18 protein-coding genes are annotated in these 20,947 nt (G+C 61.8%); 6 read left to right on the top strand and 12 right to left on the bottom strand.

Annotated elements, in window-relative coordinates:
* Window positions 1–183 precede the first annotated feature (183 nt).
* The 5 genes from HWQ56_RS08775 (at window position 184) to HWQ56_RS08755 (ending at window position 5,491) form a co-directional block, all read left to right on the top strand.
* Window positions 184–2,070 (top strand): response regulator, encoded by a 1,887-nt coding sequence (locus HWQ56_RS08775; protein ID WP_176570232.1) that lies wholly within the window; start codon window positions 184–186, stop codon window positions 2,068–2,070.
* Window positions 2,071–2,318: 248 nt separating this feature from the next.
* Complete coding sequence (fabA, locus tag HWQ56_RS08770) at window positions 2,319–2,834, top strand: 3-hydroxyacyl-[acyl-carrier-protein] dehydratase FabA (RefSeq protein WP_158154790.1); 516 nt, start codon at window positions 2,319–2,321, stop codon at window positions 2,832–2,834.
* An 11-nt stretch (window positions 2,835–2,845) separates the two neighbouring features.
* Window positions 2,846–4,066: a beta-ketoacyl-ACP synthase I gene (gene fabB, locus HWQ56_RS08765; RefSeq protein ID WP_158154791.1), complete on the top strand. Its 1,221-nt coding sequence runs from the start codon at window positions 2,846–2,848 to the stop codon at window positions 4,064–4,066.
* A gap of 134 nt (window positions 4,067–4,200) precedes the next feature.
* The gene (locus tag HWQ56_RS08760) at window positions 4,201–4,617 is read left to right on the top strand and encodes an OsmC family protein (protein WP_158154792.1); all 417 of its coding nucleotides are present in this window, start codon (window positions 4,201–4,203) and stop codon (window positions 4,615–4,617) included.
* A gap of 13 nt (window positions 4,618–4,630) precedes the next feature.
* The gene (locus HWQ56_RS08755; protein ID WP_176570231.1) at window positions 4,631–5,491 is read left to right on the top strand and encodes a pirin family protein; all 861 of its coding nucleotides are present in this window, start codon (window positions 4,631–4,633) and stop codon (window positions 5,489–5,491) included.
* A 128-nt stretch (window positions 5,492–5,619) separates the two neighbouring features.
* Here the strand turns inward: HWQ56_RS08755 and HWQ56_RS08750 are convergent, their stop codons facing one another.
* From HWQ56_RS08750 to HWQ56_RS08735, 4 genes are all read right to left on the bottom strand, one after another.
* A complete protein-coding gene (locus HWQ56_RS08750) occupies window positions 5,620–6,351 on the bottom strand; it encodes a dienelactone hydrolase family protein (protein ID WP_158154794.1) in 732 nt (243 codons plus the stop codon).
* A gap of 73 nt (window positions 6,352–6,424) precedes the next feature.
* Window positions 6,425–8,329, bottom strand: coding sequence for a molecular chaperone HtpG (gene htpG, locus HWQ56_RS08745; RefSeq protein WP_158154795.1), 1,905 nt, complete (start codon window positions 8,327–8,329; stop codon window positions 6,425–6,427).
* 90 nt (window positions 8,330–8,419) lie between these two features.
* Complete coding sequence (locus tag HWQ56_RS08740) at window positions 8,420–8,875, bottom strand: PaaI family thioesterase (protein WP_158154796.1); 456 nt, start codon at window positions 8,873–8,875, stop codon at window positions 8,420–8,422.
* Complete coding sequence (locus HWQ56_RS08735; protein ID WP_176570230.1) at window positions 8,872–9,351, bottom strand: PaaI family thioesterase; 480 nt, start codon at window positions 9,349–9,351, stop codon at window positions 8,872–8,874. The genes HWQ56_RS08740 and HWQ56_RS08735 overlap by 4 nt, the downstream gene beginning before the upstream one ends.
* A gap of 155 nt (window positions 9,352–9,506) precedes the next feature.
* On the opposite strand from HWQ56_RS08735, the gene HWQ56_RS08730 reads away from it, so the two are divergent.
* Window positions 9,507–9,800, top strand: a complete 294-nt coding sequence (locus tag HWQ56_RS08730) for a hypothetical protein (protein WP_158155872.1) — start codon at window positions 9,507–9,509, stop codon at window positions 9,798–9,800.
* Between the two features lie 59 nt (window positions 9,801–9,859).
* Here the strand turns inward: HWQ56_RS08730 and HWQ56_RS08725 are convergent, their stop codons facing one another.
* The 8 genes from HWQ56_RS08725 to HWQ56_RS08690 all read right to left on the bottom strand — a co-directional run bounded on the left by HWQ56_RS08725 (window position 9,860) and on the right by HWQ56_RS08690 (window position 20,938).
* On the bottom strand, window positions 9,860–10,273 hold the full coding sequence (locus HWQ56_RS08725) for an MAPEG family protein (protein ID WP_158155874.1): 414 nt from the start codon (window positions 10,271–10,273) through the stop codon (window positions 9,860–9,862).
* A 163-nt stretch (window positions 10,274–10,436) separates the two neighbouring features.
* Window positions 10,437–11,750, bottom strand: a complete 1,314-nt coding sequence (brnQ, locus tag HWQ56_RS08720) for a branched-chain amino acid transport system II carrier protein (RefSeq protein WP_158155876.1) — start codon at window positions 11,748–11,750, stop codon at window positions 10,437–10,439.
* Window positions 11,751–12,088: 338 nt separating this feature from the next.
* Window positions 12,089–12,976, bottom strand: a complete 888-nt coding sequence (sucD, locus tag HWQ56_RS08715) for a succinate--CoA ligase subunit alpha (protein WP_158155878.1) — start codon at window positions 12,974–12,976, stop codon at window positions 12,089–12,091.
* Window positions 12,976–14,142 carry an ADP-forming succinate--CoA ligase subunit beta gene (gene sucC / locus HWQ56_RS08710; protein WP_158155880.1) on the bottom strand — a complete coding sequence of 389 codons (1,167 nt, stop codon included), beginning with the start codon at window positions 14,140–14,142 and terminating at the stop codon, window positions 12,976–12,978. Before sucC ends, sucD begins: the two co-directional genes overlap by 1 nt.
* A gap of 204 nt (window positions 14,143–14,346) precedes the next feature.
* A complete protein-coding gene (gene lpdA, locus HWQ56_RS08705) occupies window positions 14,347–15,783 on the bottom strand; it encodes a dihydrolipoyl dehydrogenase (protein ID WP_158155882.1) in 1,437 nt (478 codons plus the stop codon).
* Window positions 15,784–15,885: 102 nt separating this feature from the next.
* Window positions 15,886–17,112 carry a 2-oxoglutarate dehydrogenase complex dihydrolipoyllysine-residue succinyltransferase gene (gene odhB, locus HWQ56_RS08700; RefSeq protein ID WP_158155884.1) on the bottom strand — a complete coding sequence of 409 codons (1,227 nt, stop codon included), beginning with the start codon at window positions 17,110–17,112 and terminating at the stop codon, window positions 15,886–15,888.
* A 42-nt stretch (window positions 17,113–17,154) separates the two neighbouring features.
* On the bottom strand, window positions 17,155–19,986 hold the full coding sequence (locus HWQ56_RS08695) for a 2-oxoglutarate dehydrogenase E1 component (protein ID WP_158155886.1): 2,832 nt from the start codon (window positions 19,984–19,986) through the stop codon (window positions 17,155–17,157).
* Window positions 19,987–20,233: 247 nt separating this feature from the next.
* Window positions 20,234–20,938, bottom strand: a complete 705-nt coding sequence (locus HWQ56_RS08690) for a succinate dehydrogenase iron-sulfur subunit (RefSeq protein WP_158155888.1) — start codon at window positions 20,936–20,938, stop codon at window positions 20,234–20,236.
* Window positions 20,939–20,947 lie beyond the last annotated feature (9 nt).

Raw genomic sequence — 20,947 nt, 5'->3', positions numbered from 1 at the left:
CCAAAAAAGTGGGCGATGCCTGCATTATACGGAGCGTGGCCGCCGCGGCCAGTCCCACAGGCAAAGCCGGTGCAGGCAAAGCGTAGCCGCGTGTGTAGACATCACTGGAAATGTTGACACATGCGGTTAGAATGTCCGGCTTTTGCCCACCTTCCAAGGTCGCACCGTGCGAAATAGCCGCTCATGAAATGGCGCCCCGGCTGGGACATCCATAGCCGCACCCAGGTCATCTGCCTGGGCCCCGCCTTGCTGTTGACACTGCTGCTGACGGGCTTCTTCACCTTCGTGCGCCTGCATGACCTGCATGAAGAAATGACCCGCACCGGCCAGTTGATCGCCAACCAGCTGGCGCCGGCGGCCGAATTCGGTGTGATCAGCAACAACACCACGGTGCTCGACAGCCTGTTGCGCGCCACCCTGGAAATTCCCCATGTGCGCTTCCTGGAAGTACAGGACAGCAGCGAACGCGTGCTGCTGTACGTGGAGCAGCCCGACGCCAATCAGGACCACAGCGCCAAGGTCCAGGTGTTCCAGGCCAGCATCCGCCTGCAGCGCGCCGACCAGGGCCATGACAATTACCTGCGCGTGGGCCAGCCCGACTGCGTGGGGCGGGTCATCGTCGGCATGTCCAACGACGCCTTCAACCAGCGCCAGCAGGAAATTCTGCTCAAAGCCGCCGTGCTGGCCTTGTTCGCCCTGCTGTTCAGCTTCCTGCTCGCACGCCGCCTGGCCTTGAGCCTGGCACGCCCCATCAGCCAGATGGGCCTGGCCGTGAAGGCGATCCAGGAAGGCGATTTCAAGGCACCCCTGCCGATCGTCGACGACGCCGAGCTGGGCAGCCTGGCCCAGCACATCAATAATCTTGCCACGGGCCTGGAGAAGGCCGGCCGCGAGCAGCGCCAGACCATCGAGCAACTGGTCAGCACCCGTGAGCAGGCCGAGCGCGCCAACAGCGCCAAGTCAGACTTCCTGGCCATGATGAGCCACGAACTGCGCACCCCCATGAATGGCGTGCTGGGCATGCTGCAACTGCTGGAAACCACGGTCATGACCGAGGAGCAGCACGAGTACGCGGCCTTGGCCACTCAGTCCACGGAGCACTTGCTCAAGGTCATCAACGACATCCTCGACTTCTCGCGCATCGAGCGCGCGGCCCTGGAGCTGGAGCATATTCCGTTCAATCTTGGCGAGCTGGTGGCCAGCTGCGCCCAGGCCTTCCAGCACAACGCCAGCGCCCGCAACCTGAGCCTGAACCTCAATCTGCCCCCCGGCATCGACCATCTGCAGGTCGAGGGTGACCCCACGCGCATCCGCCAGATACTGGTGAACCTGATTGGCAACGCCATCAAGTTCACCGAGGTGGGGAGCGTGCAGATCGATGCCCACTGGCAGGTGCTGGACCACCAGTTGATCTGGTTGACCTGCACTGTGCGCGATACCGGCATCGGCATCAGCGCCGAGCGCCTGGAAAGCATGTTCGTGGCCTTCCAGCAGGCCGACAGCAGCATCAGCCGCCGCTACGGCGGTACTGGCTTGGGCTTGCCGATCGCGCGCACCCTGGCCGAACGCATGGGCGGCACGCTGCAGGCCGAAAGCCGTGAAGGCAACGGCTCCCTGTTCACGCTGGAAATTCCCCTGGCCTTTAGCCAGCGCAGCGTGGCGCCGCTGCGCGAGCCACGCCTGGGCGAGGAAGCCCACGGGGTGGGCAAGCGGGTGCTGCTGGTGGAGGACAACCCGGTCAACCAGACAGTGATCGAGGCCATGCTGCGCAGCCTGGGCTGCGTGGTATGCGTGGTCGGTGACGGCGCCCAGGCCATCCATGAAGTCGGCCAACAGCCCTTTGACGCGGTGCTGATGGACTGCCGCCTGCCGATCGTCGACGGCTACGAGGCCACCCGGCGCATTCGCCAGCTGCCTGAACATGCGCAACTACCCATCATCGCCCTGACCGCCAACGCCCTGCTGGGCGACCGCGAAGCCTGCCTGAGCGCCGGCATGAACGATTACCTGGCCAAACCGTTCAAACGTACCGATCTCAAGCAGATCCTGCAGCGCTGGCTGGTAGCCTAAATACGCCCCAGAGGCAGCCGGGGCTGGCGATAAATGTTAAAGTGCGGCAGTCTTAGACGTTATGTCAGGCAAAATGAACAGCCTGGATAAAAAATTTCAGTGCACAGGTGTACTTCTTTGTCCCTGGCGCTGTGACTTTCACTACAACGCAATAGTCTATGTGTAGGCTGCCTTGCCAAAGGCGCAATCGCTTTGGCACGGCTGGGAGAATTTGCCCCACTGCCACACGGGACTATTGAGGAGCTCGCATGACCAAACAACACGCCTTTACTCGGGACGAACTACTGAGCTGCAGCCGCGGCGAAATGTTCGGCCCCGGTAACGCGCAACTGCCCGCCGGTAACATGCTGATGGTCGATCGCATCGTCCACATCAGCGACGAAGGTGGCAAGTACGGCAAAGGTGAATTGGTCGCCGAGCTGGATATCAACCCGGACCTGTGGTTCTTCGCCTGCCACTTCGAAGGTGACCCGGTGATGCCAGGCTGCCTGGGCCTCGACGCCATGTGGCAACTGGTCGGTTTCTTCCTGGGCTGGCAAGGCCTGCCGGGCCGTGGCCGCGCGCTGGGTTCGGGCGAAGTGAAGTTCTTCGGCCAGGTCCTGCCTACCGCCAAGAAAGTCACCTATAACATCCATATCAAACGCGTCCTGCGCGGCAAGCTGAACCTGGCCATCGCCGATGGTTCTGTCAGCGTTGACGGCAAAGAGATCTACACCGCCGAAGGCCTTCGGGTCGGCGTGTTCACATCCACCGAAAATTTCTAAGGGTTATCCGCATGCGCCGCGTCGTTATCACTGGTCTGGGCATTGTTTCCTGCTTGGGCAATGACAAAGACACCGTCTCCGCAAACCTGCGTGCAAACCGCCCTGGCATCCGCTTCAACCCGGAATATGCCGAAATGGGTCTGCGCAGCCAGGTTTCCGGCTCCATCGACCTCAACCTCGAAGAACTGATCGACCGCAAGGTGTACCGTTTCGTCGGCCACGCCGCTGCCTATGCCTACCTGGCCATGGCCGACGCCATCAAGGATTCGGGCCTGACCGAAGAGCAGGTCTCCAACCCGCGTACCGGCCTGATCGCCGGCTCCGGCGGTGCGTCGACCCTGAACCAGATGGAAGCGCTGGACATCCTGCGCGAAAAAGGCGTCAAGCGCGTCGGCCCCTACCGCGTCACCCGCACCATGAGCAGCACCGTGTCGGCGTGCCTGGCCACCCCCTTCAAGATCAAGGGCCTGAACTACTCCATCGCTTCTGCCTGCGCCACCAGTGCTCACTGCATCGGTACCGCCATGGAGCAGATCCAGATGGGCAAGCAGGACATCGTCTTCGCCGGCGGCGGTGAAGAAGAGCACTGGAGCCAGTCGTTCCTGTTCGACGCCATGGGCGCACTGTCCAGCAAGCGCAACGACAGCCCGGAAAAAGCCTCCCGCGCCTACGACAACGACCGTGATGGCTTCGTCATCGCCGGCGGTGGCGGCATGGTAGTGGTCGAGGAGCTGGAACACGCCCTGGCCCGTGGCGCCAAGATCTACGCGGAAATCGTCGGTTACGGCGCCACTTCCGACGGTTACGACATGGTTGCCCCGAGCGGCGAAGGCGCTATCCGCTGCATGCAGCAGGCGCTGTCCACCGTCGACACCCCGATCGACTACCTGAATACCCACGGCACCTCGACCCCGGTCGGCGACGTCGCGGAAATGAAAGGTGTTCGCGAAGTGTTCGGCGACAAGGCTCCGGCCATCAGCTCCACCAAGAGCCTGTCCGGTCACTCCCTGGGCGCTGCTGGCGTTCACGAAGCGATCTACTGCATGCTGATGATGGAAGGCAACTTCATTGCCGGCTCCGCCAACATCGACGAGCTGGACCCAGCCGTCGCCGACATGCCGATCCTGCGCCAGACGCAGGAAAACGCCAAGATCGACACCGTGATGAGCAACAGCTTCGGTTTCGGCGGCACCAACGCCACGCTGGTACTCAAGCGCTGGCAGGGCAAGTAAGGGCTCACCCCCTTGCTGCAAGGAACGGCACCTTCGGGTGCCGTTTTTTTTGGTTTTGCGGCGCCTGCTTCGCAGGCAACACAAATCCCAAAAAGGTTATGCTGCCTGTTCCCATCACGCCCAAGGACAGCCCGATGACCATCACCCTCAACACCGAATCCGCCGACAGCTACCGCCATAGCCTGCAAATCGACGACCATCAGTTGTTCACCGACCTGCCCCAGGCCTTGGGCGGCGACGACTCCGCACCCTCCCCCCACGACTACTTCGACGCAGCCCTGGGCGCCTGCAAGGCCCTGACGCTCAAGTACTACGCCCGCAAGAAAGGCATTCCCCTGACAGGCGTCTCAGTCGACTTGCAGCGTGATGACAGCCAGGAACAGAAAGGCAAATACGCCATCAACGTGACCCTGACCCTCAAGGGCGTGCTCACCGCCGAACAGCGCGCCGAACTGCACCGCGTGGCCGACCGCTGCCCCGTGCACAAACTGATGACCACCACCGAAGTCACCATCACCACCACCCTGGCCGAAGGCGCGTTCAGCCAGTGACAGGAGCCTCGCCATGCCACACCTGGTGATCAAGCCACCCGCCGAACACGTCGAAGGCCAGCCGATCCTGCGCCCGCTGCCGTCACGCCAATGCCGTGCGGTGGGGCCCTTCGTGTTTTTCGACCACATGCTGGCCACCTCCTACGCACCCGGTGACGGCGTGAACATCCGCCAGCACCCGCATATCGGCCTGTCGACCCTGACCTACCTGTTCGAAGGCGCACTGCTGCACAAGGACAGCCTGGGTTCGGACCAGCACGTGGGGCCGGGCGACGTGAGCTGGATGACCGCCGGCAAGGCCATTGCCCATGTGGAACGCACACCCGACGACCTGCGCGCCAGCGGCTCGCGCCTGCATGGCCTGCAAGTGTGGCTGGCATCGCCCCAGCGCCACGAACAGGGCGAGAGCCACTACAGCTACCACCCAGAGGACCAATTGCCTGTCAGCGAAGCCCTGGGGGTTCGGATTCGCTTGATTGCAGGAGCGGGCTTTTGCCTGGCGTCACCGGTGCCGGTGCTCTCCCCCACCCTGTATGCCGAGGTGCACATGGCGGCAGGCAGCACGCTATCGATTCCGGACGAGCATCAGGAACGGGCGCTGTATGTACTGGAGGGCGAGGGTGAACTGGAGGACGAAGCGGTGCAGCCGCTGACGCTGCTGGTACTGAACGCGGGCGAAACACCCACGCTGCTGGCACAGACCGATTGCCACCTGGTGCTGCTTGGCGGTGCGCCACTGGACGGGCCACGCCGGATGAACTGGAATTTCGTGGCCAGCCACGCGAAGCTGATCGAGCAGGCGCGTAGCCGGTGGGCGGCACGGGACTGGCCCACGGTGCCCGGCGAAACCGAGCGCATCGAATTGCCCGGATGATGCCGCTAGCGACCGCTGCCACCCCGTAGCAGCGGACCTGGCCGCGTCACGAACGCCGCGCAGCATCAGGAAAACCCCATGCACCGGCGACGCGCCCAGGCCCGCTACAGCGAAGCGTGGCGCACCGATCAGACGGCTGGCTTAAACACTTCTTCCAGCAAGTTGTGCATGGCCTTGAACGCACGGTCGGCCACGGTCTTGTTGTACATCTGCACGCCAGGGTTGTTGGCTTCAACGTCGGTGAACGAGTGGTAGGCACCCCCGTAGCTGGTCAGCTGCCAATCCACGCCGGCGGCGTTCATTTCTTCTTCGAACGCCGGCAGTTGCTCTTTCGGTACCAGCGGGTCGCTGGCGCCGTGCAGCACCAGTACCTTGCCGACGATGTTCTTGCCATCGGCCGGGTTCGGGGTGTCCAGGGTGCCGTGGAACGACACGGCCGCTTTCAGCGGCGCGCCGGTGCGGGCCAGCTCCAGGGAGCAGCAACCCCCGAAGCAGAAACCGAAAGTGGCCAGCTGGTCCTTGTCCACCGATGCCGTGGTCTGGGCTTGCAGCTGTTCGAACGCCGCCTGCATGCGCTTGCGCAGCAAGGCACGGTCCGTCTTGAGCGGCATCATGGCGGCCAGGCATTCTTCATTGCCCTTTGGGCGCACGCCCTGGCCGTACAGGTCGGCCAGCAGCACCACATAGCCTTCGGCTGCCACGGACTGGGCGATCCGCTCGGCGCCCTCACTGATACCTGCCCAGTTAGGCGCCATCAGCAGACCCGGACGCGGGGATACCACCGCATCGTCATACACCAGACGGCTTTCATACGGCTTGCCATCGATCTGATAGACAACGGATTGAACGGTAACGGTCATGTAATTTCCCCAATACAAAGAGAGTAGGACTTAAACGCAAAAACCCGCCGAAGCGGGTTTTTGCTGCAACAGCTTAAACGGACAACTCAACCAACAGCTTGTTCAGGCGACGCACGTACGCCGCCGGATCCTTGAGGCTGTCACCGGCCGCCAGTGCCGCCTGGTCGAAGAGGATATGCGAGAAGTCGGCGAAACGGTCTTCGCTCTGCTCGTGGTCCAGCTTCTCGATCAGCGGGTGGCTCGGGTTGAATTCGAAGATCGGCTTGGAGTCCGGCACCTTCTGGCCGCTGGCTTCCAGGATCTGGCGCATCTGCAGGCCCAGGTCCTGCTCGCCGATAGCCAGAATGGCGGGCGAGTCGGTCAGGCGGTGCGACACGCGTACTTCGCTGACGCTATCACCCAGGGCGGCTTTCAGGCGCTCGATCAGGCCTTCCTTGTCCTTGGCGATTTCTTCCTGGGCTTTCTTGTCTTCTTCCGAGTCCAGTTTGCCCAGGTCCAAGTCGCCGCGGGCGACGTCGACAAAGCCCTTGCCGTCGAAATCGGTCAGGTAGCTCATCAGCCACTCGTCGATGCGGTCGGTCAGCAGCAGCACTTCGATGCCTTTCTTGCGGAAGACCTCCAGGTGCGGGCTGTTCTTGACCTGCGCGTACGACTCGCCGGTGAGGTAGTAGACCTTATCCTGGCCTTCCTTGGCGCGAGCCAGGTAATCAGCCAAAGACACCGTTTGCTCGCCGCTGTCGTCGTGGGTGGACGCAAAGCGCAGCAGGCCGGCGATCTTTTCCTTGTTGGCGAAATCTTCCGCCGGGCCTTCCTTCAGCACCTGGCCGAAGTTCTTCCAGAAGCCCTTGTACTGTTCAGGCTCGTTCTTGGCCAGCTTCTCCAGCATGTCCAGCACGCGCTTGGTCAGGGCGGTTTTCATCGAGTCGATGATCGGGTCTTTCTGCAGGATCTCGCGCGACACGTTCAGGGACAGGTCGTTGGAATCGACCACACCCTTGATGAAGCGCAGGTACAGGGGCAGGAACGACTCGGCCTGATCCATGACGAACACGCGCTGCACGTACAGCTTCAGGCCGCGTGGCGCTTCGCGCTGGTACAGGTCGAACGGCGCGCGGGCCGGCACGTACAGCAGCGAGTTGTATTCGAGCTTGCCTTCGACCTTGTTGTGGCTCCAGGTCAGCGGGTTCTCATAGTCGTGGGCGATGTGCTTGTAGAACTCCTGGTATTCCTCGTCCTTGACCTCGGTACGCGGACGGGTCCACAGGGCGCTGGCGCGGTTGACGGTTTCCCATTCGACGGCTGGCTGCTCCTCGCCTTCGGCCGCTTCCTGTTCTTTCGGCAGTTCGATCGGCAAGGCGATGTGGTCGGAGTACTTCTTGATGATGTTGCGCAGGCGCCAACCATCGGCGAATTCGCTTTCGCCCGCTTTCAGGTGCAGGACAATACGGGTGCCGCGGTCGGCCTTGTCGAGGGTCGCGACTTCGAAGTCGCCCTCGCCCTTGGACGACCAGTGCACGCCTTCGCTGGCAGCGGTACCGGCGCGACGGCTATACACGTCAACCTGGTCGGCGACGATGAACGCGGAGTAGAAGCCCACACCGAACTGGCCGATCAGGTGCGAGTCTTTCTTCTGGTCACCGGTCAGGTTCTTCATGAAGTCGGCGGTGCCGGACTTGGCGATGGTACCCAGGTGGGTGATCACGTCGTCACGGTTCATGCCGATGCCGTTGTCTTCGAGGGTAACGGTGTTGGCCGCCTTGTCGAAGCTCACGCGGATTTTCAGTTCTGCGCCACCTTCCAGCAGCTCTGGCTTGGCCAGGGCTTCGAAGCGCAGCTTGTCGACAGCGTCGGATGCGTTGGAGATCAATTCGCGAAGGAAGATTTCCTTGTTGGAATACAGCGAATGGATCATGAGGTGCAGCAGTTGCTTCACCTCGGTCTGGAAGCCCAGGGTTTCTTTTTGAGTTTCCACACTCATGGTCATCAAACTCCAATCAGATGGCACAGGCCGCGGGCTCAAGCGCATTTGCGGCGGGATGACAACCAGATGGGGGCACAGGGAGTGATTTCAAGGGGCTGTGTGTTCATCAATTTTGAAATGTGCGCGCGCAGTGGCGATCGGCTCACCGGCACTGGCCTGCCACGCCGTGATGGCCACATTGGTCACCCGGCGCCCCTGGCGCCACAGCTGGCAGCGCGCGTAGGTGTCGCGATAGAGCCCGGCTCGCAGATAATCAATGGAGAAATCGATGATTTTCGGCACCTGCCCGGTGTCGGTGAACAACATCAGGTGCAGCGCGGCGGCAAGCTCCATGAACCCGGCGATGACCCCACCATGGAGGGCCGGCAACAAAGGGTTACCAATGTTGCCGCGCTTGGCCGGGAGACAATAGAGCACGCCTTCGTCCTCGCGACGGCACTGAATGCCGATCAGCGTCGCATAAGGGATCAGGGCCAATAGCGCTGTGTAGTCATTTTGCGCATGGGCCACACGTATCCGTTCGCGCAGTGCCGGGTCGATCATGGCTGCCCACCCTGGGCCAATGCACCCGCGAACGCCGCCCCCCCTTTGATACCCGCGCCCAAGCGCATGAAGGTGCCCATGACCTGGGCAATGGGTTGCTCGGGGTCGTCCTGGTAGGCGAAGCCGCGGGTGAAGATCACGTCACGGGTCACCCGATAGCACTGGGCATGGCCGTGAATGGCCTTGTGCGCCTGGGCAGGGTGAATATAGTCGATGCGCAAATCCAGCGTGGGGCACACCTCGAACACCGGCAGCACACATAAGGTCGCAATGCCGCAGGTTGTGTCCATCAGCGTGGTCACCGCGCCCCCGTGAATCACTCCAGTAAATGGGTTACCGACGATGGCTGCTGAATAAGGCAGCGTCAGGGTCACGCCCCGAGCGTCGATGGCCGTCACACTCAGACCAATGGCCTGGCAGTGAGGCAAGGCCGCGAGGAAGCGTCGAGCCTGCTGTAACAACGGTGTTTCAGTCATGTGCCAGGCCTTGATTATTATTTTTTGAAACAGCATACCGCGCACGAAAAGTCTATATGGATCCATCACTTATATATCGCACAACGGGATGGAACTTAATTTGCGCGGTAACGCTCGAAGGGGGAGTAGATATCTTCAATAAGGAGAAACACCCCATGCGTAAAACTTTAGCTTATGCCCTGATGCTGGCCGCCTCCCTGGGCCTGGCTGCTTGCGACAAGAAATCCGAAGATAAAGCCCAGGATGCGCAGCAACATGCCGAGCAAGCGCAACAGAAGATGGATGACGCTCAGGATAAAATGAACGACGCCGCTAAAGAAAACGCCGAAGCTGCCAAATCCAACGACGAAGCCAACCAGGCACGCGCCAAGGAAAACTCCGACGGTGCCTCCAACGTGCAGCAGCCGGCGCCACAGGCCACCACGCCTAGCGAACCTGCAAAGAACTGAGTTGCAGTTGGCGTCAAACAAAGCCCGGCCATCGCCGGGCTTTTTCATGGGCGTTATTTTTATTGAAGCGTCGACAGTACCCAGTACCGATATACCGGGGTCAACATCAACAACAACGAACACACCAGGCCCACCGTCCACACCAGCGAGCGCATTGACGCCTTGTCATTCAGGTACAAGTACAGGTAAACAATGCGCGCGATGATAAACACGATGGCCAGCAGGTCGACGAACCATCCCTGGGTCTGGGTGGTATGGGCCATCAACACCCCGACCGCGAACAGCATGAATGCCTCGAAACTGTTTTGATGGGCCGCCACGGCTCTAGCGCCCAAACCGGTGAGGCGTGCCTGCTGGGCGCGCGGATTATGGTTATCGTAACCGCCCTGCTCTTTCATGGCCTTGGCCACGGGGATGCGGGCGATGTAGATCAGGATGGCGGCGATGAACACGCACCAGAACGGGATACTCATGGGGGGATTCCTCCGAGGGGTTCGCGGCGCGAACGGTCAGGAGGGGTATAGCACTCCTTGCGGGAGCCGGCGCCCATGAAAAATGCCCTGCATCCGTCGATACAGGGCATTTCATGTGCAGGGGATCAGCTTTTGGCCGGCCTGCACCGGGTACAGCATCGAATCAGGCGACGGCTTCGGCAGGCTTGCCGATCAGGCGGTCGACCACCACGGCGGCCGCCAGGGCGACAACCGAGGGCACCAGCCAGGCCAGGCCCTGGTCGCTCAGCGGCAGGTGGGCCAGGGAGTCCGGCAGCCAGTCGCTGAAACCCGCGCCCTTCAGGGCGTCAACCAGGCCAAAGGCCAGGGAAACAGCCATGACCGGGGCGAACACGCGCGCCGGCGAGCGGAAGAACTCCTTGCAGAAGCTAAGGGCCACCAGCGCGATGCACGGCGGGTAAATGGCCGTCAGCACCGGAATCGAGAAGGCGATCAGCTTGGTCAGGCCCAGGTTCGACACCAGCAGCGAGAAGCCCGCCAGCAGTACGACCAGGGTCTTGTACGACAGCGGCAGGCAGCGGCTGAAGTACTCGGCACACGCACAGGTCAGGCCCACGGCGGTGACCAGGCAGGCCAGGGAAATCAACACAGCCAGGAAACCGCTGCCCAGGGAGCCGAAGGTGTGTTGCACGTAGGCGTGCAGCACCATGGCGCCGTTGGTGGCGTCGGCGGCGATGACGTGGCTGCCCTCACCCAGGCGGAACAGGCTGACGTACACCAGGGCCAGGCCGACACCGGCGATCAGGCCGGCGATGATGGCGTACCGGGTGATCAGCTTCGGCGATTCCACGCCACGCGAGCGAATGGCGTTGACGATGACGATGCCGAATACCAGCGCGCCCAGGGTGTCCATGGTCAGGTAACCGTTGATGAAGCCCTGGGAGAACGGCGCGGCCTGGTAGGCCGGCTGCGCGTCACCCACGGGGCCGGCCGGCAGCGCGAACGCGGCGATGCCCAGAGCCGCCAGGGCGATGATTTTCAGCGGCGCCAGGAAGCGGCCCACGGTGTCCAGCAGCTTGCCCGGGTACATCGACACCGCCAGCACGACGATGAAGTACACCAGGCTGTAGCAGAACAGCGCCGTGGGGCTGTCGCCGGTCAGGGGCGCCAGGCCCACTTCGAACGACACGGTGGCAGTACGCGGGGTAGCGAACAGCGGGCCCACGGCCAGGTAGCTGACCGCCGCCAGCAAGCCGCCGGCGACCTTGCCGATGGGGCTGCTGAGCGCGTCCATGCCGCCACCGACTTTCGCCAGGGCAACCACGGTGACCACTGGCAGGCCCACGGCGGTGATCAGGAAGCCAAAGGCGGCCATCCATGCGTGGGGGCCAGCCTGCAAACCGACGATGGGTGGGAAGATGATGTTGCCAGCACCCACGAACAACGCGAACGTCATGAAACCAAGTGCCAGGATGTCCTGGCCTTTCAACACTTTCATCAAGGAATCCACACTACTGAATCGGAATTTAGAGAGGGATCTCCCCATGGGTCAGGGAAATGCGGCCAGGCGGGATAAAGCCAGGCCCTTGCAGCGCGCGGCCGCCCCTTTTGGGGGCGAGTCGCAGAGATGGCGGATAGCGTATCGGATTCGGGCGATAAACGCACTGTTATTGCACGTTCCGTCCGATGAACGCGCGATAATGTCGCAGAAAAGACATTTTTTGCCTGTTTTATCAGGTGAAACGCTTCATCTCCAGGTGATCCATTACCCGCGAGCAGAAACGACAAAGGCCACCCGAAGGTGGCCTTTGTGGGGTTCAGCTAATCAGGAAAGGCTCAGGCCTTCTTGATTTCCCAACCGGTCAGCTCGGCCAGGGCCTTGCCGATGTCGGCCAGCGAACGCACGGTTTTCACGCCGGCGTCCTGCAGGGCAGCGAACTTCTCGTCCGCAGTGCCCTTGCCGCCGGAGATGATCGCGCCAGCATGGCCCATGCGCTTGCCTGGAGGGGCAGTCACACCAGCAATGTAGGAAACTACTGGCTTGGTCACGTTGGCCTTGATGTAGGCAGCCGCTTCTTCCTCAGCCGAACCGCCGATCTCGCCGATCATCACGATCGCCTCGGTCTTCGGGTCTTCCTGGAACAGCTTCAGGATGTCGATGAAGTTGGAGCCCGGGATCGGGTCACCGCCGATGCCGACGCAGGTCGACTGGCCGAAGCCGGCGTCGGTGGTCTGCTTCACGGCTTCGTAGGTCAGGGTGCCGGAACGCGACACGATGCCTACCTTGCCTGGCAGGTGGATGTGACCTGGCATGATGCCGATCTTGCACTCGCCCGGGGTGATGACGCCTGGGCAGTTCGGGCCGATCAGGGTGACACCCAGCTCGTCGCACTTGACCTTGGCATCCAGCATGTCCAGGGTAGGAATGCCTTCGGTGATACAGATGATCAGCTTGATGCCGCCGAATGCCGCTTCAAGGATCGAGTCCTTGCAGAACGGAGCCGGAACGTAGATCACGCTGGCGGTGGCGCCGGTGGCTTTGACAGCCTCGGCGACAGTGTTGAACACAGGCAGGTTCAGGTGGGTGGTGCCACCCTTGCCCGGGGTCACGCCGCCAACCATCTTGGTGCCGTAGGCGATGGCTTGTTCGGAGTGGAAAGTACCCTGCGAGCCGGTGAAGCCCTGGCAGATGACTTTGGTATCTTTATTGATCAGGACGCTCATTACTTGCCCTCCGCAGCTTTAACGACTTGTTGAGCAGCGTCGGTCAGGCTGGTGGCCGCGATGATGTTCAGACCGCTTTCTGCCAGTACTTTGGCGCCCAGGTCAGCGTTGTTACCTTCAAGGCGAACAACAACCGGGATTTTCACGCCGACTTCTTTCACGGCGCCGATGATGCCTTCGGCAATCATGTCGCAGCGAACGATGCCGCCGAAGATGTTGACCAGTACTGCGGCGACGTTGGAGTCGGACAGGATGATCTTGAACGCTTCAGTCACGCGTTCCTTGGTTGCGCCGCCACCCACGTCGAGGAAGTTGGCAGGCTTGCCGCCGTGCAGGTTGACGATGTCCATGGTACCCATGGCCAGGCCGGCACCGTTGACCATGCAGCCGATGTTGCCTTCCAGTGCCACGTAGTTCAGTTCGAACTTGGCAGCGTGGGCTTCACGGGCGTCGTCTTGCGACGGGTCATGGAACGTCTTCAGCTTGGGCTGACGGTACATGGCGTTGGCGTCGATGTTGATCTTGGCATCGAGGCAGTGCAGATCGCCGTCGGCCTTGATCACCAGCGGGTTGACTTCCAGCAGGGCCAGGTCGTGGTCCTGGAACAGCTTGGCCAGGCCTACGAAGATCTTGGCGAACTGGGCAACCTGCTTGCCTTCCAGACCCAGCTGGAACGCCAGGTCGCGACCCTGGAACGGCTGTGCGCCGACCAGTGGGTCGATGGTAGCTTTCAGAATCTTTTCAGGAGTGTCGTGAGCGATCTTCTCGATGTCCACGCCGCCTTCGGTGGAGGCCATGAACACGATACGACGGCTGGAGCGGTCCACGACTGCGCCCAGATACAGCTCTTTGGCGATATCGGTGCAGGATTCGACCAGGATCTTGGTAACAGGCTGACCGTTGGCGTCAGTCTGGTAGGTCACCAGGCGCTTGCCCAGCCACTGCTGGGCGAAGGCCTTGGCGTCTTCCTTGCTGCGAACCAGCTTGACGCCGCCCGCTTTACCGCGACCACCGGCGTGGACCTGGGCCTTGACGACCCATTCGGACCCGCCGATTTTTTCGCAAGCTTCTGCTGCTTCTTCCGGGGTGTCTACCGCGTAACCCTTGGATACTGGCAGGCCGTACTCAGCGAACAGCTGCTTACCCTGATACTCGTGAAGATTCATGCTTATTACCGTCTTCGTTAGGTACTGCGCTTCGGCGCTGCGCTCTCTGTGGAGTGCCGCGCCACCTGTGACTGCTGCTCGTGACGCTTCAGGGGATGCGTGGTCCCTTGAAGCGCCGAGAGGTGAGTCCGACGAACTTTCCGCGGTGAGTCGTGCACGCAAGACTCACGACGGGCGGCCCGTCGTGGTTTCTTATTGTTTAACTTAACGCTTCTTACGGTTGGCAACGTGGATGGCACCGCCATTCACGGCCAGCGCTGCTTCATGCAGTGCTTCGGACAACGTCGGGTGGGAGAAGACCATCATTCCCAGGTCTTCGGCACTGGTGCCGAATTCCATGCCGATCGCGCCCTGCTGAACCAGTTCTGCTGCGCTTGGGCCGATGACATGCACACCCAGTACGCGGTCAGTCTTGGCATCAGCGATCACTTTTACAAAACCGCCGGTATCGTTGGCTGCCATGGCACGGCCACTGGCGGCGAACGGGAAGGTGCCCACGTTAACGTCAACGCCTTCAGCCTTCAAGGCCTGTTCGGTCTTGCCGACCCATGCGATTTCCGGGTGGGTGTAGATGACCGACGGGATCAGGTCGTAGTTCATCTGGGTCTTGTGACCCTTGATGCGCTCGACGACCATGATGCCCTCTTCCGAAGCCTTGTGGGCCAGCATCATGCCACGTACCACGTCGCCGATGGCGTAGACGCCCGGCACGCTGGTGGCGCAGTAGTCGTCAACGAAGACGAAGCCACGCTCGTCGATGTTGACACCGCTGTCGGCGGCCAGCAGGTCGGTGGTCACCGGGCGACGGCCCACGGCCACGATCAGCTTGTCGAAGGTGATCTTCTGCTCGCCATTGGCGTCGGTGTAGGTGACTTCGACTTCTTCGCCGTTGACCTTGGAGCCGGTAACGCGCGCGCCCAGCTTGATGTCCAGGCCCTGCTTGGTCAGGGTCTTGTAGGCTTCCTTGGAGACGGCGGCGTCAGCGGCCATCAGGAAGGTGTCCAAGGCTTCCAGGACAGTCACCTGGGCCCCCAGGCGCGACCATACCGAACCCAGCTCCAGGCCGATGACGCCAGCGCCGATCACGCCCAGGCGTTTTGGCACGGCCTGGAATTCCAGGGCGCCAGTGGAATCGACGATGACCTTGTTGTCGACCGGGGCTGGCGGAATGTCGATAGGACGCGAGCCGGAGGCCAGGATGACGTTCTCGGCTTCGATGACTTCGGTGGTACCGTCAGGCTTGGTGACTTCGACTTTCTTGCCAGCCAGCAGCTTGCCGTGGCCCTGGATCGACGTGACGCCGTTGGCCTTGAACAGGGTGGCGACGCCGGAGGTCAGGCCTTTGACGATGTTGGCCTTGCGGCCGACCATCGCCGGCACGTCCATGGACACGCCGCTGTGGCTGATGCCGTGGATGGCGAAACCATCCTGGGCTTCGTGGAACTTCCAGGAGCTGTCCAGCAGCGCCTTGGACGGAATGCAGCCGACGTTCAGGCAGGTACCGCCCAGGGCCAGTTTGCCTTCCTTGTCGGTGTACTTCTCGATGCAGGCAGTCGAAAGACCGAGCTGTGCTGCCTTGATGGCGGCCACGTAGCCGCCAGGGCCCGCACCAATCACTACCACGTCGAATTTCTGAGTCATAAATAGCTTCCTATTAGCTTCAAGCTTCAAGCCGCAAGCTGCAGGCCAAAGCCCCGCCGCGGACGGCTTGAGGCTCGTAGCTTACAGCTTTCGGCTGCTTTGTCAGATGTCCAGCAGCAGACGAGCTGGATCTTCGAGCAGGTTCTTGATGGTCACCAGGAAGGTCACGGCTTCTTTACCGTCGATCAGGCGGTGATCGTAAGACAGCGCGAGGTACATCATCGGACGGATCACGACCTGACCATTGACGGCCATCGGGCGCTGGATGATGTTGTGCATGCCCAGGATAGCGGCCTGTGGCGGGTTGACGATCGGGGTCGACATCATCGAACCGAAGGTACCACCGTTGGTGATGGTGAAGGTGCCACCGGTCATTTCTTCCATCGACAGCTTGCCGTCGCGGGCTTTCTTGCCGAAGGTGGCGATGCCGTTCTCGATCTCGGCCAGGCTCATCAGCTCGGCGTTGCGCAGTACCGGTACCACCAGGCCACGGTCGCTGGACACGGCCACGCCGACGTCAGCGTAGCCATGGTAGACGATGTCGGCGCCGTCGATCGAGGCGTTGACGGCCGGGAAGCGTTTCAGCGCTTCGGTGGCAGCCTTGACGAAGAACGACATGAAGCCCAGGCGCACGCCGTTGTGGGTCTTCTCGAACAGGTCCTTGTACTTCGAGCGCAGGGCCATGACTTCGGTCATGTCCACTTCGTTGAAGGTGGTCAGCATGGCCATGTTCGACTGGGCTTCGACCAGACGCTCGGCAACCTTGGCACGCAGGCGGGTCATCGGCACACGCTTCTCGACACGGTCACCGGCAGCCAGCACTGGCGCGGCGGCGGCAGGGGCGGCTGGCTTGGCGGCAGGCGCGGCAGCCGGGGCGGATTTCTTCGCCTCGATGGCAGCGACCACGTCTTCCTTGGTGACGCGGCCGTCCTTGCCGGTGCCCTTGACGCTGCTCAGGGCAATGCCGTTTTCTTCAGCCAGCTTGCGCGCGGCCGGGGCGCCGATGGCGTCCTCGTCGGCGGCAGCCGGGGCAGCGGCAGGCGCAGCAGCGCCAGCGGCCGGTGCGGCAGCCGGAGCAGCGGCGGCAGCGCCGCCTTCCACGATGGAGCCCAGGACTTCGTCGGACAGCACGGTTTCGCCTTCGCCCTTGACGATATCGCCCAGGACGCCATCAGCGGTGGCCAGTACTTCCAGCACTACTTTGTCGGTTTCGATGTCGACGATCAGTTCGTCGCGCTTGACCGCTTCGCCCGGTTGCTTGTGCCAGGTGGCAACGGTGCCATCGGCAACCGATTCCGGGAAAGTAGGGGCTTTGATCTCGATAGCCATTATCAGTGGTTCCTTAAATTCGGTTTCTAGTGCGCGATGGCATCAAACGGTGAAGGCGTCTTGCAGCAGTTTTTCCTGCTGCTCGGCGTGCATCGAAGCGTAACCACAGGCTGGCGCGGCCGAAGCATCGCGACCGGCGTACTCCAGGACCAGGCCCTTCTTGTGGTTGTTGAAGCTGCGACGCATGTGGTGCTGGCTGCTGTACCAGGCGCCCTGGTTCATCGGCTCTTCCTGGCACCACACCACGTGTTCGAGGTTGGTGTAGGGGGCGAGCGTTTCCATCAGGTCGTCTTCAGGGAACGGGTACAGTTGCTCCAGACGCACGATCGCGATGTCATCACGACCTTCGGCGCGGCGCTTCTCCAGCAGGTCGTAGTAGACCTTGCCGCTGCACAGCACCAGGCGCTTGACCTTGGCCGGTTCCAGCACGTCGATTTCCGGGATCACGGTCTGGAACGAGCCTTCGGCCAGGTCTTCCAGGGTCGAGACCGCCAGCTTGTGACGCAGCAGCGACTTGGGTGTCAGCACGATCAGCGGCTTGCGCAGCGGACGGATGACCTGACGACGCAACAGGTGGTAGATCTGTGCCGGCGTGGTCGGTACGCAGACCTGAATGTTGTGCTCGGCGCACAGCTGCAGGTAACGCTCCAGACGTGCCGAGGAGTGCTCAGGCCCCTGCCCTTCATAACCGTGCGGCAGCAGCATGGTCAGCCCGCACAGGCGGCCCCACTTGTGCTCGCCGCTGGTGATGAACTGGTCGATCACCACTTGCGCGCCGTTGGCGAAGTCGCCGAACTGGGCTTCCCAGATCACCAGCGCATTCGGCATGGTGGTGGAATAGCCGTATTCGAACGCCAGTACCGCCTCTTCCGACAGGAACGAGTCGTACAGGTCGAAACGTGGCTGGCCGGCGTACAGGTTCTGCAGCGGCACGTAGGTCGAAGCGTCTTTCTGGTTGTGCAGCACGGCATGACGGTGCGAGAACGTACCGCGGCCGATGTCCTGGCCGGTCATGCGCACAGGGTGGCCTTCGAACGCCAGGGTCGCGTACGCCATGGTTTCAGCGTAACCCCAGTTGATCGGCAGGCCGCCGGCTTGCATCTTCTGACGGTCTTCGTAGATCTTGGCGACCTGGCGCTGAACCACGAAGCCTTCCGGAATTTCCAGCAGCTTGGCGGACAGTTCCTGCAAGGTCTTGAGGTCGAAGCGCGTGTCGTGACGCGCGGTCCACGCGTGGCCCAGGTACGGGCGCCAGTCCACGAACAACTCCTTGTTCGGCTCCTTGACCAGGCTCTTCACTACGTGCAGACCGTTGTCCAGCGCGTTGCGGTACTCGTCGACCTGGGCCTGGACGGCATCGGCGTTCAGGCTGCCGGCCTGGATCAGGCGCTCGGCGTACAGTTCACGGGTGGTGCGCTGCTTGGTGATCTGCTGGTACATCAGCGGCTGGGTGCCGCTGGGCTCGTCGGCCTCGTTGTGGCCGCGGCGGCGGTAGCAGACCAGGTCGATGACGATGTCGCGCTTGAATTGCATGCGATAGTCGACGGCCAGCTGGGTCACGAACAGTACCGCTTCCGGGTCATCGCCGTTCACATGCAGGATCGGCGCCTGGATCATCTTGGCAACGTCGGTGGCGTACTCGGTAGAACGCGAGTCCAGCGGGTTGCTGATGGTGAAGCCGACCTGGTTGTTGATGACGATGTGCACCGTGCCGCCGGTCTTGAAACCGCGGGTCTGGGACATCTGGAAGGTTTCCATGACCACGCCCTGACCGGCGAATGCCGCGTCGCCGTGGATGGAAATCGGCAGCACCTTGTCGCCGACCGCATCATTGCGGCGGTCCTGGCGGGCGCGCACGGAACCCTCGACCACCGGGGAAACGATTTCCAGGTGGGACGGGTTGAACGCCATGGCCAGGTGCACTTCGCCACCGGTGGTCATCACGTTGGACGAGAAGCCCTGGTGGTATTTCACGTCACCGGAACCCAGCTCGACCTTCTTCTTGCCTTCGAACTCGTCGAACAGCTCGCGCGGGTTCTTGCCGAAGGTGTTCACCAGCACGTTCAGGCGGCCACGGTGGGCCATGCCGATGACCACTTCCTTGGTGCCGTAGGAGCCGGAACGCTGGATCATCTCGTCCAGCATCGGAATCAGGCTTTCGCCACCTTCCAGGCCGAAACGCTTGGTGCCCGGGTATTTGGTGCCCAGGTATTTTTCCAGACCTTCTGCCGCGGTCACGCGCTCCAGCACATGGCCCTTGACGTCAGCGGAGTACACCGGACGCCCGCGCACGCTTTCCAGACGCTGCTGGAACCACTGGCGCTGCTCGGAATCGACGATGTGGGTGAACTCGGCGCCGATGGTGCGACAATATGTCTGCTGCAGCGCTTCGAGAATTTCGCGTAGGCTCGCTTCCTCCTTGCCGATGTACAGGTCGCCGGCACGGAAGGTTGTATCGAGATCGGCATTGGTCATGCCGTAATGATTGATTGACAGGTCTGCCGGTGCAGGTCGCTGCCACAGCCCCAGCGGGTCCAGCTGGGCCGCCTGATGGCCGCGCATGCGGTAGGCCTGGATCAGTCGCAGCACTTCAACTTGCTTCTTCTCGTGCTCGCTGCTCACGCTTCCGGCGGAAACCGGTTGGGCGCGACGCTGGTTCTTGGCCAGCAGCACGAAATGGTCGCGAATGGTGGAGTGCGAAACGTCGGTCGCTGCGCCACCATCGGCAGGCAGCTTCTGGAAGTAGGTGCGCCACTCTTCTGGCACAGCGTTAGGGTCGTGCAGGTAGAGTTCGTAGAGCTCTTCCACATAGGCAGCGTTACCACCGGAAAGGTAGGCACTGCTCCACATGCGCTGCATCACGCTTTCTTGCATGCTTGGTCACCCTCGTTTGGGGACTCCACCGGCGTTGACGCCACAGCAAGCTTGAATAAGTCCGAATGCAGCGACTACAACAAGCCACCGAGTATCACGCAAGTAGTCCGGGTACCAGCCCGGATGCCCCTGCTGGTCTCATTGCTTCAAAGTAAAAGCGACAGCCTTGTGGGCCACGCTCGGGTTGTTACCTGAGGCGCAGGTTGAAGAAGACCTGCGCCCCAGGGGTTTACGGTGTAGCGGTCAATCAGACGCCGCTTTGCAGCAGCATGTTACGTACATGACCGATTGCCTTGGTCGGGTTCAGACCCTTGGGGCAAACGTTCACGCAGTTCATGATGCCCCGGCAGCGGAACACGCTGAACGGGTCATCCAGGGACGCCAGACGCTCGTTGGTCTTGGTGTCACGGCTGTCAGCCAGGAAACGGTAGGCTTGCAGCAGTGCAGCAGGGCCCAGGAACTTGTCGGGGTTCCACCAGAAGGACGGGCAGGAAGTCGAGCAGCAAGCGCACAGGATGCACTCGTACAGACCGTCCAGCTTCTCGCGCTCTTCCGGCGACTGCAGGCGCTCGATGGCCGGAGCCGGCGTGTCGTTCTGCAGGAAAGGCTTCACCTTCTCGTACTGCTTGTAGAAGATGCTCATGTCGACGACCAGGTCACGGATCACCGGCAAACCTGGCAGCGGACGCACCACCAACTTGTTACCTTTTACGACGGAAGACAGCGGCGTGATGCACGCCAGGCCGTTCTTGCCGTTGATGTTCATGCCATCGGAGCCGCAAACGCCCTCGCGGCACGAGCGACGGTACGAGAAACCCTCGTCCTGCTCCTTGATCAGCGCCAGGACGTCCAGGACCATCAGGTCCTTGCCGCCGGTATCGATCTGGAAGGTCTGCATGGACGGTGCGGTGTCAACGTCCGGGTTGTAGCGATAAACACTGACTTGCAACATGGCGGCCAC

The sequence above is a fragment of the Pseudomonas eucalypticola genome, from assembly GCF_013374995.1.
GTDB lineage: Bacteria > Pseudomonadota > Gammaproteobacteria > Pseudomonadales > Pseudomonadaceae > Aquipseudomonas > Aquipseudomonas eucalypticola.
Note: the sequence above shows the minus strand (reverse complement) of the source record. Positions and strands in the feature narration are given on the sequence as shown.

Bases quoted from the DNA above. Each gene is read 5' to 3' on its own strand.
- HWQ56_RS08760 (WP_158154792.1), top strand. From the start codon at position 4,201: ATGACCATCACCCTCAACACCGAATCCGCCGACAGCTACCGCCATAGC.
- HWQ56_RS08725 (WP_158155874.1), bottom strand. From the start codon at position 10,273: ATGAGTATCCCGTTCTGGTGCGTGTTCATCGCCGCCATCCTGATCTAC.
- brnQ (WP_158155876.1), bottom strand. From the start codon at position 11,750: ATGAAAGTGTTGAAAGGCCAGGACATCCTGGCACTTGGTTTCATGACG.
- HWQ56_RS08690 (WP_158155888.1), bottom strand. From the start codon at position 20,938: ATGTTGCAAGTCAGTGTTTATCGCTACAACCCGGACGTTGACACCGCA.
- HWQ56_RS08730 (WP_158155872.1), top strand. From the start codon at position 9,507: ATGCGTAAAACTTTAGCTTATGCCCTGATGCTGGCCGCCTCCCTGGGC.
- HWQ56_RS08750 (WP_158154794.1), bottom strand. From the start codon at position 6,351: ATGACCGTTACCGTTCAATCCGTTGTCTATCAGATCGATGGCAAGCCG.
- HWQ56_RS08735 (WP_176570230.1), bottom strand. From the start codon at position 9,351: ATGACTGAAACACCGTTGTTACAGCAGGCTCGACGCTTCCTCGCGGCC.
- sucD (WP_158155878.1), bottom strand. From the start codon at position 12,976: ATGAGCGTCCTGATCAATAAAGATACCAAAGTCATCTGCCAGGGCTTC.
- HWQ56_RS08695 (WP_158155886.1), bottom strand. From the start codon at position 19,986: ATGCAAGAAAGCGTGATGCAGCGCATGTGGAGCAGTGCCTACCTTTCC.
- fabB (WP_158154791.1), top strand. From the start codon at position 2,846: ATGCGCCGCGTCGTTATCACTGGTCTGGGCATTGTTTCCTGCTTGGGC.
- HWQ56_RS08755 (WP_176570231.1), top strand. From the start codon at position 4,631: ATGCCACACCTGGTGATCAAGCCACCCGCCGAACACGTCGAAGGCCAG.
- sucC (WP_158155880.1), bottom strand. From the start codon at position 14,142: ATGAATCTTCACGAGTATCAGGGTAAGCAGCTGTTCGCTGAGTACGGC.
- htpG (WP_158154795.1), bottom strand. From the start codon at position 8,329: ATGAGTGTGGAAACTCAAAAAGAAACCCTGGGCTTCCAGACCGAGGTG.
- HWQ56_RS08775 (WP_176570232.1), top strand. From the start codon at position 184: ATGAAATGGCGCCCCGGCTGGGACATCCATAGCCGCACCCAGGTCATC.
- lpdA (WP_158155882.1), bottom strand. From the start codon at position 15,783: ATGACTCAGAAATTCGACGTGGTAGTGATTGGTGCGGGCCCTGGCGGC.
- HWQ56_RS08740 (WP_158154796.1), bottom strand. From the start codon at position 8,875: ATGATCGACCCGGCACTGCGCGAACGGATACGTGTGGCCCATGCGCAA.
- fabA (WP_158154790.1), top strand. From the start codon at position 2,319: ATGACCAAACAACACGCCTTTACTCGGGACGAACTACTGAGCTGCAGC.
- odhB (WP_158155884.1), bottom strand. From the start codon at position 17,112: ATGGCTATCGAGATCAAAGCCCCTACTTTCCCGGAATCGGTTGCCGAT.